Source organism: Nostoc sp. PCC 7524 (genome assembly GCF_000316645.1).
Taxonomy (GTDB): Bacteria; Cyanobacteriota; Cyanobacteriia; order Cyanobacteriales; family Nostocaceae; genus Trichormus.
This window is the reverse complement of sequence record NC_019684.1, coordinates 1,636,609-1,654,493: the sequence shown is the minus strand read 5'-3', so window position 1 is coordinate 1,654,493 and position 17,885 is coordinate 1,636,609. Positions and strand designations below refer to the sequence as shown.

The window sequence follows — 17,885 nt, the reverse complement described above, 5'->3', positions numbered from 1 at the left end:
ATCTTTTTTAGGTGACATAAGAGATTTATCGAAATTGCCATTGATACACTAAATTATCTAAATTTTGCACAAATGAAAATGGCTTAATAAAGTCCCTATCTTGTAGTTTAATAGCTTCTGCTATGCTTGGGTTTACCTGATTAGCAACCTCCATAGCAGCTCTTCGACCAGATTCTGCTGCCTTTTCCATAGTTGGGATTCTATATTGAGTATCAATATGCTCCCCCGCCAGATATAAATTAGAAATTTTTGAAACTGTTTTTAGCGGTTTTTGATTGGGTCGCATTAACCCCAGTGGTGCATAAGTCAGCATTCTTTTGCCATCATAGACATCACTAGCTAAATGACTTCTCAAATTATCTTTTTTTTGCTGATATTCGCTGTCTTCCATAATGATCAATTCATAGTCTAAATGCCAACTCATCACTAAATCCCGGTCTACAAAACCCATTTGAGTCAGCAACTCTTCAAAAATTTCAGTCTCTGAACAGGCTATTAATGGTTTATTGAAAACTACTCCGTGAGAGTGAACATTAGAAAAAGTTGCTGACAGTACATAGGGCATATCTGGAGGCATTTCTACATTGTTCCAAATTCCTTTTCCTTGAACTATACTCACAATATCCCAAGGACTATTTATGTGTAAATTTAAGACACCAGGCTCAAAAGAAGTGGCATTATTATTAGGTAATGCTGATAGGAAAAATTGGGCGCTATTAGACCATTCCATTTTAGGCTCATTAACATTTATCAAAGATAGATCAATATTTGCCAAACTACATTTATTGACCAAATCTGTAAGAACTACTAGAGGAACGGCACAAATATAATGATCAGATGTTGCTTTAGTTCCATCTGAAAATGTAAATGATTTGATGAGATTTTTTTCTGTTTCAATACTATTAAGACTTACTCCTAAATGAATGTTAACCCCTAAGTGGATTAAATATTTTTGCCAAGGATTAAATAGTCGTTCACTGGTAGGACCATTCATAATCATGATTCCACCTAGATGTTCTAATCCTTTAATTACTCCTCTCATTGTCAACATACTATTACTGAATAATCTCGCACAGCCTATAGCCTCAGTTTCAAGCCTGGCTGCAACTAACACTGATATATAAGTCGATATAAATTGTTTAAAATTATCGCTCTTATTTTCTATACAAAGAAATTCACCATAGCTTTGACCAGAAAATAATTTTTGTTGACGCTCTTCACACATCATTAAAAATTGAATATGTTTTAATAGACACCATATGCTTTCTCTTATGGGTATACCAATTCTTTTCATTTTATAAGGAAACAGAAACATTATTAATAATATTTTAATACCATTAACAATAGGCTGAAAAATACAAAATAAAAATTGTTCTAATGAATTTAATTGTTTTCGTTGACGAAATTTTAAATTTATAAAAATTTCTCCCTTCGTATTTGAGATTATGGCTTTTTTAGGAGTAATTAGATTATCAATTACATAGTGATTTCCATCTGGTATTTTTGCTAATATTGGCAGCAAAGTTTTATAATCTTTACTGTATACTCGATGACTATGTTCAATTGGATTGCCATCTTTAGTCCGGAGGCTTTTAGCTTTCCCTCCTAATTCATTAGCTAATTCATAAAGCTCTACTTTGAACCCTTGTTCAGCTAGTAGAGTTGCTGCTACCATTCCAGCTATACCACCACCTACAATTACAACTTTTTTTGCGTTCATATAAATTAATCCTAATTGATTAAGCTAATTCATCAATCTCTACGTTTAACCCTTGTTCAGCTAGTAAGGTGGCTGCTACTATTTCAGCTATATCACCACCTACATAGCATTGCTGTTTTTACGTTTTCAGAAAAAACGTTCAACGAGATTATATGAATACTGTGCTACTGACTCTACGATAGAAAAATTAAGTAATTCTCCAGTAAAATAAGTATTATTTTCTCCCTGAATACTTTCTAGTTGCTGATAATAATCGTTTTGTATATCTTCACAACTAACATGAGGAAAAAATTTCCATTTTGTAGAAGTATATTTATTTTCAACTTTAGCCCCCATTTTCTCCAAATCTTCTATAAGCACTCTTTCTAATTCTTTTTCATCTTGTTCTTCATCTCCAAGTATGTAGAATGTATAGAGATTGATATCTTTGTATCGACGATGCCAAAACATCAAATGACCTTCATTCGATTCTGTAAAGTTTACAGGAATGTAACCTCTATTAGGCAGATTATCTCCATCTGGTAAATTATTAACAAATAAAAGAAAAACGTAATAGTAGTTGTATCTAATTTTTTTAAATAATTTTTCCTCTTCCAGACTAGCATTAAGAAAAGATAATGTATTATCTAACGGACAAGCTAAAATTAGTTTATCAAATTCAAAAGTATCTACTGCGGTATGAACTTGAATTTGAGAACACCTTTTGATTGCAATAATATTTTGCTCAAAGCGAATATCAAATTTTTCAGCTAACTTCTGCCAAACAGTCGCTGCACCATCAGAAAAATATAGTAACCTCTTCATAAAAGCTGTGTAAAAAACTTTTAAAGATAGGTATTTAAAATAATAAGCTGCTGGAACTGTATGAGGATATCCATATCCATATGGAGTACAAATAATATTTGATAATATTTCAAACATTTCTAACCCATTATTAGAACAGTAATCGTGAAAATTTTGATATAACTCGCTATTAATATCCAAAAAACCTGGGGAATAAATTTTTTTATTTTTGTATGCAAAATATGGCAGTTTAATAAAAATTTGCCATAAAAGGTTTGCTTGTTCTTTTTTATCTATTAATTTAATTTTTCTACCATCAGGCTTATAAAAATTCCCATCTCCTGTAATTAACTCTGTTTTTAATCCTACTTCCTTCATAATATCAAGCGTAATATAATGATTAGGAGCTATGACAACAGCTCCTAATTCAAAAGGACGATTTTGATAAAATACAGTACGACATTTACCTCCAGCCGTAGCTTCTCTTTCTAATAAAGTAATATTTTGATAACCCTTGTCTCTTAATGCACGAGCCGCAGTTAAGCCAGCAACACCTGCTCCAATAATGCCAAACTTTGTATTTTTATCTAATTTAGTTTGAACCATTTTGACCTCTAATATCATATGCCAATTACTTTAATTGAACTTACGCAACAGCCATATTCTTAGGGTGCGTCAGATTTGAGTTTTTCGTGATTATCAACAGATGTTTGGCATTTGACGCACCCTACAAGATAGGTTATAAGTCCTGTTTAAATTTTGCTTCTACCACTCTCTAAATAAAAAACGTCCTAATTCTTGATAACTTTTTATTTGTAAAGCTTCACTATAATTAGAGTTTAATTAATCTAAAGGTAGAAGCAGAAAAATTTAATTATCTTGATTACCATTCAACCATTGTCCAAATCCTTTTAACCACAGTCCTTCAGCAGAATCAGAAACCTGAAAACTACCTGTGCGGATACCTGTCAACAATGTGCAAATTTCATCAGTTGGATTGGGAATTTTTTCCAGCACTTTGTACAGCACTGCACGAATTTCTGAAACTCCAGTTTGCTTCATCCACAGTTTTACTTCTCGTTCAAAATCAATATTAGGTGTATTAGGATAGGAATTTGCTAGGGTTCCACCCAGTTGATTTAAACACTCTAAAATTAAAGCTTTACGCTCTGCATTATGTAAAGACTTAAGTGTTTCAGGATAAATTGCTTTACCTAAATAATAGTCTTGATAGGTATAGCCAATGGGAAATTCTAAGCGTGTTTTTAATGGATCAATGGGTAATCCTCCCACAAATTTTACAGGTACAATAGGGAGATTCAATTCCAATGCTAAATCAATAAAAATAGCACTTAGATTTGTAACAGGTTGGCGACAACTTAAGGAGCGAGTTCCCTGTACATGAACTAGCAAAGAATGGCCTTGCTCAGTTATGACTTTTTTTATAGAAGCAAGAAGTTGAATCATGGACAACTGATTTTCTCTGTCGAAGTAAAAATTAAGTTCTGGGTTTTTAAATTGTGGATAGGAATAAAGCTGCTCAAACATTTTGCTAATCCAACTATGCCGATGCTCTGCTTTAACTACTGCATTAATTGGACAATCTGTAAGCGCAGCAACACAAAATACAAATAGTAGAGATTCTATTCCTACTTGATGATTAGCTAAGTAAAGTCTTGGTTTTCCTTTGAGTGATTCAAAATCTCCTCTATCTTCCAGCACTACGCGTCCGACAAAACGCCGATATAAAGCTGTAAATAGTGCATAGAAAACTGGATGCTTGGCTCCTAAGAATTTGCGCCAAAATGAGGATAATTTGTTTGTTTCTCTATCTTCAGCCGAAATGAATAGGGAATTTAGCTGTTTGTTGATAGTGACTTCAGCACCGAAAACCTGGGAATAAACTTGTCCGTTAATATCGTGGGCTATTATATTAGCTTTTAAATTAGTGTTACTACTAGATAAAACCTCTATTGAAACATAGAATGTTTTGCCTAATGGAATATCTTGAAAATGTTCACCTTTATCACATCTTAAAGGTAGACAGGCTGCTTGATAGACATGGCGAACCCAAATCAACATACCTTGATATTGTATATCTGCTGTACAAGGGTTACAACTCTGCACTGGGAACTGACCATATTGTTCAACATCTGTGATTGAACTCATACATTCCATTGTCAGTTTTGTTGAGCTTATATTTAAAACTCGTTTAACGCCCTGGAAGCTAGATCCGTGAAATAATGTGCCATCTTTATAGGGTGACAAACCTACACAATTTTTATCTTCATTTCTGTCAAATTCTTTATATATATGAGGATGAGGAATTTGACGCAAGAGTTGAACTTGTGTGCTGTAATGATATCGTGGTTTTCCTGTTGTTGTGTTACTCCATATAGTCACAGCTAATTCAATTTCTTTATCTGGTGATTTGTTAACCTCTTTCACGTCTACAATATATTCATCAGCCAAACTTTCATCGAAAATAATCCCTTTTAAAACTTTACAGTTACTGCTACTGAAAAATTTATAACCTGGATATAGTTGCTCACAAGTGTTAACCATCCAAGTTACAGCATAAGTGAATGGTAATACAGCATGATTTCCGATTACATGATCTTGTAAAAAGGGATTAGCTTCTAGAGTTAATTTGCGCCGGATACGGTGAGTTTGCATTTCTGCTACTAAAGAGCTAGATAGGGTAGCAAGAGAACCACCAACTAGCACTTGCACTTTATCTTGCTCACCAAATGCTAATTCTTCCACCAGCATTTGAGTTCCAACTTCAATAGGAATTACTTCAATATTGCGTTGGGCAAAAATTTGTTTTACTTCTGGTGTCACCATACCCCCATCCCAGGGGCCCCAGTTGAAGGAAATAACGTGGCATTTGGGGTGTTGATGTTTGAATTGATGAGCAAATTTGTTGAGAATTTCATTGGCGATCGCATAATCAGATTGACCAATATTCCCATAAAATCCTGCCGCCGAGGAAAACAACACTAAATGATGCAGTTGATTGAGATCAACACAACTAAGCAGGGTTTCTAATCCGAGGATTTTAGGTACATAAACTGCTTCAAAATCCTGGGCTGTTTTATGCTCAATTAATTTATCTGCTAAGTTACCTGCGCCATGAATAATGCCAGTAATTCTGCCAAATTTAGCGGCAACTTCCGCGACCTTTTCTTTAACTAAACTGCTTGCAGTTACATCAACACTAATATATTCAGCACTGCCACCAAACTGCTTAACTTTAGAGAGCGTTTCTCGAATTTCGCGGCTTTGAATAATGCTTTTGAGTATTTTATTGACTTTGGCAGGTGTAGGTTTTTCTCCTGGAGCAGAAATATCTTGGATAATCCGCTTTTTCAATTCAATTTCATCACTACAACCTTTTGCATAATCAGGTTCAGGATTAATAGCTGAACGACCAAGCAAAATAAACTTACATCCAAAAACTTGCGCTAATTTGATCACACATTGGGCTGTAATTCCTCGTCCCCCACCACTGACAAGAAATACAGCATCTTGATTAACATTAATTTGTTGATTTTTTGATGCCTGAGCAATGTCATATTGCTCATTCACAATAGTAATGCGTCTTTGAGAATTATATCCAACTTCCACTATTAACTGATTGGGGTCATACAATTCAGCAATGATTGACTGGACAGTAGTCTCTGGACTCAAATCAGGACTAATATCCAAGGCTCGACAATATACCTTTTCCCATTCCAGATTGAGAGTTTTTGTTAACCCAAATAAACCCCCCTGAATAGGATTTACATCAGGGTTTCCTGCTACTCCCAATTTTCCGTCTAGACGAGATACAGTTATAAACCAACTGCGTCCTTGTATAGCAGTTTCGTTCAGAGGCTTCTTGAGGTGTTTAGCGATCAGAAAAACTTGTTTAATAATAGCTTTAGCTGTACTGGCTGTTGTATGAAGTGGACTCAGATGAATAAACGCACGAATAGTACCATAGTTTTGAGCGATCGCTTTTAGCTGTTGTTGTAAATGTTCCTCACTCATATCTGAAAGGACTACATGATTAATTCCTGTTGGGATTGGCAGGCGATCGCTCACAATTGACTCTGGGAAGCTGAGGACAACCACTTTCCACCCTTGTGCTACTAAAGACTGCGCTAACTTAATACTGGTTGGACTCCCATCTGCTGTTAGCAAACAGATGTGGTTGTCACTCAAGGTACAATCTAATTTATCTGGGGTGTGTAAACACTGTAGTTTTGCCCACCCTCTTTGAATAGTATGACTCAGAGATACTTCTGAACAAATTTCTACACTGGGATTAAAGTTTTTTTTTCCACCGCTAGTGAATTTTGACCCATATAGGTGACAATTTCACCTAAAGTTCTCAGTTCTGAAAGTTCTTCAGGATTGAGTGGTGGTAGTTCGGGAAATAAATCCTGCATTGCTCCCAGGATTTCAACTCGTTTGATGGAATCGATACCTAAATCAGCTTCCATATCCATCTCTAATTCCAACATATCAGTCGGATAACCTGTCTTGTCACTCACGACTTCCAGAAGAGATTGGGACAAACCTTCTAAATTGGATTGAGTAATTACATCAGCTTGTGGTGCTATTGATGCTACTGGCTCTAGTTGGGTAACAACCTCTTTTCCTGTAGTTTGGATAACTGAATTTCTATTACCCATATAGGTGACAATTTCACCTAAAGTTCTCAGTTCTGAAAGTTCTTCAGGATTGAATGCTGGTAGTTCAGGGAATAAATCCTGCATTGCTCCCAGGATTTCGACTCGTTTGATGGAATCGATGCCTAAATCAGCTTCCATATCCATCTCTAATTCCAACATATCAGTCGGATAACCCGTCTTGTCACTGACTACTGATAATAAGGATTGACTTAAAACAGCTAAATCAATAGCTGATGATGCTTGGGAAACAGCTAGTTCGATCTGAGATACTGGTTCACTCAAAACTATTGACTGACTTTGATATGAGTCCTCTTCTGCTAGTGACTCAGATAACTCCACAGAATTAGTGATCAAGGTAGGGGCTACCACCAGATGTTGAGATGCTATGGTGGTTGCGTCAATATCTGATTTATTTGTGATTTCTTGTCCTTTTAATGAGGCAGGAGCAGGAAAATCAGTTAAGAGTTTTTCCTGTAAATGGTGATTACTACTTTCTGCAATCAAGCTAGAATACTGTTGTTGCATCATCTGTAGAAAGCCTTGGGAAGCTTCCGCTTGATTTTTTAAGTATTGTTCTTGAACACGTAATACTTCCGCTTGATGTTCATAAAAACGCATAATCATGCGTTCAAAACTGTCGATAACAGATTGATCTGATGCAGGTGATAGTGATTTTGACAGCTTTTCTATTTGAGTAGATGAAGCTACCGATAGCTGTTGAGGAACTGTTGATGGGGTAGATTGAGTTAGCATTGATATTGTGGGTTTAGAGGTGATAAATTGAGGTTGAGAAGGCTTGGTTGTTTGTCCGTTCTCCGGTGTTTTATGTTGATGTTTTCCGTTTACAGATCGGCCATTACCGTTACCGTTACCGTTACCGTTACCACTAACACCTGAAGACTGGCCTGTGGTTGTGGATTTTGATTTGGATAGCTCTGGTTGTGGCTGAATCTGAGACTTGATTGTAGATTGCTCACTTATAGATTGTGGTTTTGGTGGAATTTGAGATTTGATTTGATCCCCACTTTGCAAGGCCTGTTCAAAGACGCTTTTGGTTTTGTCGCTGACGTAGTTACTACCGTTTAACCTTACCGTTAAACTCTTCTTAGTATTGGTATCAACTTTTAATTCAGCTTGATATGGATCGAGGTTGCCTAAAGGTAATCCAGCTACCCGTAGCTGTACAACTGCTTCGCGCAAGGAGCGATCGCTGTCTTTGGATGCAATCTCTGTTGTTTGACGGCGACTTTGAGGATTCAAGGCTATGGCTAAATGTGGTTTATTACCCAAAATATTTTTCACCAGGTTGATTAGAATCTGCTTCGGGCCAAATTCTACAAAACAGTAGCCACCGGCTGCATAGATATTTTCAATTTCCTGCTTAAACACAACAGGATTGAGAATATGATCTGCTAAAGTTTGACGAATCTTTTCTGGTTCTTGTGGGTAAACATTACCTGTGATGTTGGAAAATACAGGAATTTTGGGTTGATTGAACTTGACAGTTCTAATTGCTTGGGCAAAGGGCTTTTGAGCATAACTGACAAGGGATGTATGGAAAGCAGCAGAAACGTTTAGTGGAATGCAAGAATAACCTTGTCTAGTTAATACCTGTTGAACTTCCCTAACCTCTGATTTAGTCCCCGCCAAGACTACCTGATTATTAGAATTCCAGTTAGCAATTTTAATTTGTAGAGAATTGGTGATTAGTTCTGGCAATTTGCTCACATCACCGCTAACAGCTAGCATACCGCCTGTATCAACATCAGAATTCTGCGGAGAGGCCATTGCTTGTCCCCTAGCCTTGACTAAGAAAAAGTAATCTTCATCCGCCAAAACTCCGGCACACCATAAAGCTGTGAGTTCACCAAAACTGTGTCCTGCTACAAAATCAGGTTTGAATCCAGCTTGTTGCAGAATCTTGTATAAACCAACACTAAAAACACCAATTGCAGGTTGAGCGTTTTCAGTCCGTTGTAATCTCGCTACTTGAGCCTCTTTTTGAGGCGTGGCAAACACAGGAACAGGAAACACTACATCGGAAATAGGTGAAACTCCCGCTTGGCTCAAGATGCTGTCCATTTGGGCGTAGGCTTGGCGGAGTATTGGGAAGTTGAGGGTTAATTCCTTACCCATCTCTAAATACTGAGAACCTTGCCCAGAAAACAAAGCAACTATTTTTGTTTGCGGTGCAATACCTGCTTTGCGATAGTAGATACCTTGGGGATGCTCCCAGGATTCGGCTGATACTTGAGTGTTGAGTAAATTAATTGCAGTTTGCAAGTATTCACAAGCTTCTGCTACGGATGCAGCGACAAATCCCACTCTAGCGGAATTAGGAGGAATTACTAATGATTTACAGGCATCAACCAGTTCTGCATAGTGTTGTGCTGAGGCTGAAGATTGTAACTGTAGGAGAACTGTTTGACAGCGATCGCGCAATTGCGCTGGGTGATCAGCAAACAGTAAAATCTCATGGCGGTTGTGATGTAACCGATAAGAGTAATTCTGTTCGCTGTTGTATTCTTCCAAAACTACATGATAGTTAGTCCCACCAAAGCCAAAAGAACTCACACCTGCCCTTCTCGAAGGCTGATCGGCACTACGCAACCAAGGTCGAGTTTCTGTATTTAAATAAAAAGGTGAATCTTCAATTTGCAGTTGGGGATTAGGTTCACTGATATTAATGGTGGGCGGTAGTATTTTATGATGTAAAGCTAGAGCCGTTTTAATCAAGCTGGCTGCACCAGCTGTAGCTTTAGTATGTCCTATTTGGGATTTCACACTACCTAGGGCTATGTGTTGTTTTTGCGGGTTATTTTCCCGAAAAACCTCATTTAAAGCCGCAAACTCTGCGGGATCGCCTGCCGTTGTGCCGGTGCCGTGGGCTTCAATCAAACCGACTGTGGATGGTGTAAATCCTGCTTCTGCATAGGCTCTACCCAAAGCCACCGCTTGTCCTGAAGAACGGGGTGCATATATGCTTTTATGCTTACCATCACTTGATGTTCCAATGCCCTTGATGACTGCATAGATGCGATCGCCATCTTTTTCGGCATCTTCCAAACGCTTGAGTACCATCATCCCAATGCCTTCTCCAATGAGCATTCCATCTGACTCACCATCGAAGGGACTGATTTTTTGCCGTTTAGAAAAGGCCGGGGTTTTGCTAAAACACATATACATGAAGATGGAATTGTCGGTATCTACCCCACCTGTGATCATCATGTCACTGCGATAATCCGTCAGTTCGCTCAGTGCCATTCTCAAAGCACTCAACGAAGCTGCACAAGCTGCATCTACTACACAGTTAATTCCTCCTAAATCCAAGCGGTTAGCAATCCTGCCCGCAACTACATTACCAAGCATTCCCGGAAAAGAATTTTCTTCCCACTTGATATATGCCAACTTAATTTTTTCAATAATTTTCTGAGTATCTTCTTCAGAAAGCCCACTACTTTTTAATACTTTTTGCCATACAGGATATTGTAAGCGTGTAGTCAATGGCACAATCAGTTTTTGTCCCCCGCCGACTCCTAAAACAACACCTGTGCGATCGCGGATGGCTTTGCTAGCTTCGCCATAACCTGCATCTGTCATAGCCTGTTTTGCAACTAGAAGTGACAGTATTTGTGAAGAATCTGTCACTTCCAAAATATTGGGGGGTAATCCGAACTCCATCGGATTAAAATCAATGTCTGGAATGAAACCACCCCGTTTGCAATAGGTTTTATCAGGAGTCTTAGGATCAGGATCGTAATACTCGTCTATATTCCAGCGTGAAGGAGGAACATCAGTAATACAATCAACTTTGCTAATAATATTCTGCCAATATTCTTGTAAATTTTTCGCCTGCGGAAAAATACAAGCCATGCCGATAATAGCTACCGGAGTCTTTTGGAGTCGATCATTAACTTTTTCTCTACTATCTGGCATAATTTGTATCCCTGGTATATTTCTTATTGGGCGTTGCACATAACTCGTTTAAATTTATTACTATTTCAATACATATTTTTTAGATGTACATAAATTAAAAAATGCTGTATAAAAATTTTACATAAAGAGATAAACATATTTTCAATAATTTGAGTTAAGACAAACGCATCTAAATGTTATTACTTTTTTGTACAATAAATTAGTTCTCTTAACCATTCTTCTGCTTGACACCATAATTCTTTGGGAACATGACGATTAAAAAAACCAAAGTGTCCAATTTTTTCTAAACCATAATCTTGAGGAGTAATTATTTTATGACGTATCTTTGCTCCTGCATAAAGCTTGGCTAAGGCTTCAACAGAAGCAGGAGAAGCATAATAATCATCATCTGAAATAGTAATCATGATCAATGGCCTTTTATATTCAGCAAATCGTGATTCGATATTCACTCCACTTGCATCTGTAATCAAACCACTTTGCCCCCATCTAATTCCTTGTAATAGAATTTGTTTTGGACATTCTTGTGGGAGAGTAAATTTTGATATCGGTAGATGCCCAAAAATTTGGATAAAAACCGGAAAAAGTGTGTAGGCGTAATGGATACGAAGCCTTGCTTTTCCTTTAAACAGTTCAGGCATCAGGCGCTGTGAAGATATAAACAATGCACCATCAATAGATTTACAAGCCAAACTCTGACCTAATAATTGTCCTCCGATGCTATGGGCAATCACCCCTAAAAATTTAGTTTTTGTTCGTTGCCTGACTTCAGCTATGGCTGCTGGAATATCCAGGTTAACCCAATCATCAAAAGTAGTTTGAGAGTCAAGTTCTACACCTGCATCTTTCGATCCTCCTATCCCACGATAATCAAATGTCAATACTCCCCACCCCTGTGCAGCAAGATAAGCTGCAAACCAACGGAGATATATTTGAGGTGCAGCAAATGCCGATAAAAACACTACACTACGTTCTGAAGCTTCTGCTCCAGACCACCACCTTGCAGATAACTTACGGTTGTCTGATGTAACTATAGTGAAATTCTCTTCTGAAGCTCTTAGCAACGGCATAGTTGTTTACTTCATTAACTAGAAACTACACATCAATAATTAAATAATCTATTATATTTGCCCTCATAAAAATATAGCGATTTCCTAACTAGTAGAGTAAGCTTTCCAAAGCTATTAAACTTGGTAAATAATATTTATGTATACCTCAGTTAGTTAAGAAACGCTATACTCCTTATCTTGTTCAAAAAGCCATAGGTTTAAGGTAATTTCAATTGGCTGCCTTTACTGTAGTGCTAGTTTTTATCTATTGACAGACTGCCTTGATGTGAGCTTTGTTGGACTTTTCAAACATCCTCTTACTAACTCTCACTAACTCTGAACGGCTCGTCCCTAAAGCCTTCAATATGGGGAAAAGACCTCGTTGTAAAAATTGTTGGAAGCTAATGCCTATTCCATTCACTTGAAATCGTTGATCATACTCCGGAATTAATTCAATTCCTGGCATCTGAAAGTGCCTAACGACATATGATAAGTCAGTTAAAGTTCCTTCTCTGTCTTCTTCCATCTCATATTGAAGAACCTGAAGATAAAACCCCATATGGGCTCCTTCATCTCGACTAATGTAGAAGTATATTTTTTCTAATACTTCATCTTTCTCTTGTTGTGCTTTCCGTAATTGGGATCGATAAGCCAGAAAAGTCGCTGATTCTTGTAATGCACCATAACAAGTCATTTGCCTTGGTGTATGAAAAGGCAGATTCCAGACTTTGGTAAAGATATGCTTTTCAAACTCTGCGTATTGCTCTTCTGTACGCAGACCTGAGCGAATTAAATACTCACGAAAAGTAAGTCCGTGCTTTGATTCTTCATAACCCCAATTAGTCTCGAACCAAGCATATCCAAAAATTGGGCGTACTAAGTTCAAGCCATTTGCTGTGTAATCTGGTACATACAATTCAACTCCACAGTAGGTTTCAGCACTTATGGCTTTTTCTTCTGTATTCTTGGAGATATCAAGTTTTTCCCAAGGAATGTCATTCAAAGGATGCCAACGCCGTTTTCGCTCTGCTATGTCAAAGAATTCCATATAGGCGCGGTAAATATTATCTTTATGCGTCAAAGATGCTCCCATTTTGAACTCCTTTTAGCTCTATTGATTTCCGTTAGACCAATGCTTTTGTATGTTTTTGAATCAATTTAACAAAGCTTTTGATACTGGAAATTTGATCCAGTTCATCATCTGGAAATTGAATTTCTAACTTCTCTTCAATGTATCCTGCCATCTCTAGGGCGATGATTGAACTGACACCAAACTCACCAAGCATACTCTCCATTGTTAAACTGTCTACAGCAGCAGCTTGTTCGGGAGCAGCAACCTGAAAAGCTTCTTTGAGTAGATCTAAAATTTCGTCGTTTGTCATTGTTTTTTACTCCTTTCTAGAAAAATTGGGTTAATTTTGGTGCTAATCAACTCGACGTAAGGCAATTTGTGCCAGAGAGTTGTAGCCTTTGTCATAAATCATGACGCAGGTATTTAAATATCGCTCATACTCTTGAAATCTCTCTTTGCCCCAGCGTTGCGTAATTAACTCTTCATGACTTCTGAGCCGTAGTAACCACTCTGAGGTAGTTCTGGCATAATGTTCTCTTCGAGTTTTTACTTCCATGACTTCCCAGTAAGGGTTCACCGAAGCAATAATTGCTTCTAAACGTGGGAGTGCTGAACCTGGAAAAATTGCGGATGGCAACCAACTCATTTCCCGTATATCGTTTCGACTTCGTGGTGCTTTCCATTTAACGATACTTTGTAAAGCAAACCAGGAACCAGGATTTGTCCATTGCCAAGCTCTATGGAAATAGTCTCGATAAACCGAGATATGTTCACCCGTGCGTTCTTGTTCTGGTCTAGCGATATGCTCAAACATACCGATACTAATTACGCCATCAAACTTTTGCTTGGGTTGATAATCTAGATATGACACGCATTCAACAGACACACCTGGAATGGATTTAGCCTTAACTTCAGAATATTGAGCATGGGATAGAGTAATACCTGTTAAATCTTTGACTCCTATTTCTTGTGAGAGGAATTCCATAGTGCCTCCCCAACCACAACCAATGTCTAGTAGCCGTTTATCAGGAATAGCCTTGGCTGCTGAACTATGCCATTTCAACTTATTTATTTGGGCTATTTCCAAATCATCAGTATCCTCAAACACAGCGCACGAGTAAATCATGCGTTTGTCTAGCCATAACCGGAAAAAATCATTATCAACATCATAAGAAACAGCGATTTCTGTTTGCGTAGCCATTCTAAAAATCTCCAATTCCTTTAATTTATCTGCTATTTTTCATACAACAATTTTTATGAAATATGAAAATGAATTTTTGAGCATTGGGTTTGTATCTTAATGTCTGTCTGACTGAATACCATAAGTTTTATTAGAGACAACAAGTTCTCCATGTTGCTGACCTTTTTGAAGTTGTTGCAAAAGAGATTCTACTTCTACTGATAGCGATCGGAATTCGACTTTGTATTGGGGATTAATACTCCAATCAGCTACTACATCTAGGTTTCCGGCTAGAAAATCAGCTCGACAAGCACTGCGTCGAACCTTGCCACTGGAAGTCTTAGGTATGCTACCAGTTTTAAGTAGTAATACTGCATAAGCTTGTAGATCGTGCTGCTCTGAAACTGCTTGTACAATTGCCTTAATCACTTCATCGATATTTAGCTTTCGGAGGTAATGTCGTTCTACTTCTTGGGCAATTACTAACTTTTCTTGATTAGCAATTTCAATAGAAAATGCAACTCCACAGCCTGGGGCCAGAGCAGGATGACTTTGTTCTGCTGTTAATTCAATATCTTGGGGGTAATGGTTACGACCACAAATGATCATTAAGTCCTTGAGGCGGCCAGTAACGAAAAGTTCACCATCTTGCAAAAATCCTAAGTCTCCTGTACGTAAAAAAGGCCCTTCGCCGGTATCTGTTAGATAGGCGTGGAAAATCTTTTCTGTGTACTCTGATTGATTCCAATAGCCTTGCGCTACACTATCACCTAATACCCATATCTCTCCTACTTGATCAGGAGGACAGAGGGTTAAAGATTCGGGATTGACGATCGCAATTCTTTGATTTATCCAAGTTCTACCGCAGCCTACAATTGCGCGACTTTCTAGTTTGTCAGTAGTGATGACTACTTGATTCTGTTCAATGCTTGCTTTGTTCACTTGGCTAATTATCGGTGCTTGCGCTTTCAACCCGCCAGATATAATTAAAGTCGCCTCAGCCATCCCGTAACAGGGGTAAAAAGCTTCTTTGCGAAAGCCACAAGGTTCAAAGGTTCTAGCAAAGTTCTCCAGAGTTTCGGCTCTGACTGGTTCAGCTCCTGTAAAAGCTACCTCCCAACTACTCAAATCAAGAGTTGCTCGCTGTTCAGGTGTAATCTTGCGAACACAAAGGTTATAGGCAAAATCTGGCCCGCCACTGGTGGTAGCTTTGTAGTGGGAAATTGCCTGTAGCCAACGCACTGGCTTTTTCACAAATGCGAGTGGAGACATAATTACAACTGATCCACCACAGTAAGCAGCTTGTAATATCCCCCCAATTAATCCCATGTCGTGATACGGTGGTAGCCAAATTACGCCTCGACTTTGGGGTGTATTTTCAAAACATTGATGAATAAGTTCGGAATTGTGTAGTAAGTTGCCATGACTCACCATTACCCCTTTCGGCTCTCCTGTAGAACCTGAAGTGTATTGGAGAAAGGCCATTGTATCGCTACAAATCTTTGGTTGCTGCCATTCTTCACTCAAATTTTTGGTGAGTATCTCAGTTAGGCTATCAGTAGCTATCCAATGCAAAGCTGCCAAATGTGGATTTTGTCTAAACAGCTCTTCAAAGTTATTCAAGGTAGAGTTATTGGTGAGTGCAATTTTTGCCTGTGCGTTGGCCACAATTGCTTGTAGACGGGGTGTAGGCTTATTCAATCGTGGTGGATAAGCCGGGATAGCTACGATACCAGCGTATAAACACGCGAAAAATGCAATGATATACTCTAGTCCTGGTTGATACAGAAGTAATGCCTTCTTACCTCCAATGCCTCCAATATTTAAACATTGCAAATACGCTGCAAGTTCTCTGGCTTTTATATCTAGCTCCTGATAGGTAATACTGACTTCTTCCGTTTCTCCATCAACCAGAAAAGTATATGCAGTTTGATGAGTCTGATGGATAGCTCTGTATCTTAGTAGATCCACTACAGTTTTAAGATTAGGCAGCATATTTCTTACATCACCCAACGTGATCAGTTGTTTACTTGACAGAGTAAGCTGGTAGAAATTTCAATCTTTAATTATTTAGTTACTCAAAAATCAGTGTCAATGCGCTTTCAATGCCATGCAATTATTAGTTGTTAAAAGATTCATAATTGTTGATATGCTTTGAACAAAATAGCAGCCTTGAGATATACACAACAGGTATAAGGAGACTATGTATATCCGTCATCTGTTCACTATCAGACAATATTTGAAAATTTGCTCAAGTCTACTATTGCATTATTGAACCCAATGTTTTTGGTGCTGTTAGAATATCTGTTTGACCTCACTTTGAAAAGGTATCAATACATGGTTAAGGTTCGCTAATCCTTAATTTAAGATATGATTATATTAACTTTTTGGCATGAGGGAATGGGACTTGAACCCCCTAAAATTTATGAACAAAAGTAAAAAATATATTTTGAAATGTGCAGGTTAAAAAATCATCCACAATTGGTTAAATTTGTTTGTGTAGTAAGCAATTCTATTCGCCCCATAAGTTATTAATTTGTCACTACATTTCTTAGAAAGTGCATAAAAATCAAAAGTTAAACGTGTAGATCAATAGTGAGAGTGGTGAGTATTTATCCAAAAGACTCAAAATAACCCCCGCACTGCTACTTAGAAACAATTATTACTAAGTGTTTAATCCGGTATGAACAAAGATATACTTGTACTTCATGAATTGAATATTGCGATCGCCACACAGAATCACAGCCCCAGTGTTCTCACTTTTGACTTTCTTAAATATGGTGGCATTGTCCCTCTTGATTGGCAGCTAGCACGGCAACCTATTGTTAGCAATCAAGGGTCTCAACTAATTTTTGACAACGGTCTCAGTATAGTTGCTCAACCGCAAGTATTAAATTTTGTCGAGTTAATATCGGCTAAACAAATCCAGGAAATAGAAGTTCCCGGTATCATACACAAGTATATAAACGCGCTACCAAAGGTAGAATACCAAGCAATAGGTATAAATCTCAAAGGCTATGTTACTGAATCTCAGTTAGGAGTAAACACAACAACTCATAACTACATTCATAATCTATTAGCTCCTGCTTCCTGGCAAGAAATTGGTAATACACCAGTCAAAGCATCAGTGCAACTAGCATTTACATTAGATCGGTGCCAATTTAGCTTAGGAATTAATGAGGGCAATTTCTATTTAAGCGAACAAGAAACTGTCCCTATTGTCTTATTTTCCGGTAATTTTAGCTATGGCATTGCAGATAATAGCCAAGAAGAACGTCTGCAATCTCTAAATAAATTATTAGATAATTGGGCAACAGATATAGAAACTTACCAGGAAATCATTAATAGCCACTTCTTGAAATCCAGCATTATTTTGAGAGATGCACCAGAAGAATTAACATCTGAAGTTTTGATCAGTAGATGACCAGAAGCAATGGTTATATTACAGAAAATTTTTAAAGGCGCA

The 17,885-nt window shown here is 37.7% G+C and carries 10 protein-coding genes; 1 reads left to right on the top strand and 9 read right to left on the bottom strand.

What is annotated here, in order from left to right:
• Positions 1 to 25: 25 nt before the first annotated feature.
• The 9 genes from NOS7524_RS06555 to NOS7524_RS06515 all read right to left on the bottom strand — a co-directional run bounded on the left by NOS7524_RS06555 (position 26) and on the right by NOS7524_RS06515 (position 16,414).
• Entirely contained in the window at positions 26 to 1,720 is a 1,695-nt protein-coding gene (locus tag NOS7524_RS06555; RefSeq protein ID WP_015137693.1) for an FAD-dependent oxidoreductase, read from the bottom strand.
• 126 nt (positions 1,721 to 1,846) lie between these two features.
• Positions 1,847 to 3,109: an FAD-dependent oxidoreductase gene (locus NOS7524_RS06550; RefSeq protein WP_015137692.1), complete on the bottom strand. Its 1,263-nt coding sequence runs from the start codon at positions 3,107 to 3,109 to the stop codon at positions 1,847 to 1,849.
• Between the two features lie 264 nt (positions 3,110 to 3,373).
• Positions 3,374 to 6,712 (bottom strand): SDR family NAD(P)-dependent oxidoreductase, encoded by a 3,339-nt coding sequence (locus NOS7524_RS06545; RefSeq protein ID WP_015137691.1) that lies wholly within the window; start codon positions 6,710 to 6,712, stop codon positions 3,374 to 3,376.
• Between the two features lie 92 nt (positions 6,713 to 6,804).
• Entirely contained in the window at positions 6,805 to 11,121 is a 4,317-nt protein-coding gene (locus tag NOS7524_RS06540) for a type I polyketide synthase (RefSeq protein ID WP_015137690.1), read from the bottom strand.
• A 179-nt stretch (positions 11,122 to 11,300) separates the two neighbouring features.
• Positions 11,301 to 12,182 carry an alpha/beta hydrolase family protein gene (locus NOS7524_RS06535; protein ID WP_171815351.1) on the bottom strand — a complete coding sequence of 294 codons (882 nt, stop codon included), beginning with the start codon at positions 12,180 to 12,182 and terminating at the stop codon, positions 11,301 to 11,303.
• Positions 12,183 to 12,432: 250 nt separating this feature from the next.
• Positions 12,433 to 13,260: an acyl-ACP desaturase gene (locus NOS7524_RS06530; RefSeq protein ID WP_015137688.1), complete on the bottom strand. Its 828-nt coding sequence runs from the start codon at positions 13,258 to 13,260 to the stop codon at positions 12,433 to 12,435.
• Positions 13,261 to 13,291: 31 nt separating this feature from the next.
• Positions 13,292 to 13,549, bottom strand: a complete 258-nt coding sequence (locus NOS7524_RS06525; RefSeq protein ID WP_015137687.1) for an acyl carrier protein — start codon at positions 13,547 to 13,549, stop codon at positions 13,292 to 13,294.
• Between the two features lie 42 nt (positions 13,550 to 13,591).
• Complete coding sequence (locus NOS7524_RS06520; protein WP_015137686.1) at positions 13,592 to 14,440, bottom strand: class I SAM-dependent methyltransferase; 849 nt, start codon at positions 14,438 to 14,440, stop codon at positions 13,592 to 13,594.
• Positions 14,441 to 14,536: 96 nt separating this feature from the next.
• The gene (locus NOS7524_RS06515; RefSeq protein ID WP_015137685.1) at positions 14,537 to 16,414 is read right to left on the bottom strand and encodes a fatty acyl-AMP ligase; all 1,878 of its coding nucleotides are present in this window, start codon (positions 16,412 to 16,414) and stop codon (positions 14,537 to 14,539) included.
• A 688-nt stretch (positions 16,415 to 17,102) separates the two neighbouring features.
• Here NOS7524_RS06515 and NOS7524_RS06510 point away from each other — a divergent pair.
• On the top strand, positions 17,103 to 17,843 hold the full coding sequence (locus NOS7524_RS06510; RefSeq protein ID WP_015137684.1) for a hypothetical protein: 741 nt from the start codon (positions 17,103 to 17,105) through the stop codon (positions 17,841 to 17,843).
• Positions 17,844 to 17,885 lie beyond the last annotated feature (42 nt).